Below are 532 nucleotides of genomic sequence, written 5' to 3'. Positions count from 1 at the left end.
TTTCTTTATTTCCATTTATCCCTATATACATAGCTTTAAGATTGTTTTGTCCTATGATATTAAGCTTTTCTAATAATCTTCTAGCCTTATTTTTATCTTCTATATATTTTCCTTCTTCATATTTAACATTATAAAGTCCATTAGCATAATCTTCTAAAATTTGTAAAACTTCATTATAAGCATGAATAGGACTGTGTTCATCTTTCCTAAAGGCATTGATTTGCTTTTCTTTATTTCTGATTTCTTTAAATAAGGGATGATTGCAAGGAAGTTGATATATGGTGCATTTTTTAAGTTCTAAAGATTTTAATTCTTTAGAATAAAATGTATAATCATCTATAATATATTTTTCTTCCTTTATATCCTCTAAGGCAGTTGCGTTTCTTTTTTCGTCTAAAATAATATAAGATAAAAGTCTTCTTAAAAGAAATTCTTTGTTTTCTTCAATGTTTTGTTCTATTTCATAATGAAAGGAAAAATGAGTGTCAAAAACTCCAGTGCAAAGATCTATGCCATAGAAGATTTTTTTTAA

Annotated in this window: 1 pseudogene; it reads right to left on the bottom strand. The window is 25.2% G+C overall.

Going from position 1 to position 532, the window contains the following annotated elements:
• Nucleotides 1-532: pseudogene (locus H2279_RS08710) on the bottom strand (hypothetical protein); the annotation flags it as partial.

It is taken from the genome of Campylobacter sp. B0100352/1 (assembly GCF_020135855.1).
Taxonomy (GTDB): domain Bacteria; phylum Campylobacterota; class Campylobacteria; order Campylobacterales; family Campylobacteraceae; genus Campylobacter_D; species Campylobacter_D taeniopygiae.
Note: the sequence above shows the minus strand (reverse complement) of the source record. Positions and strands in the feature narration are given on the sequence as shown.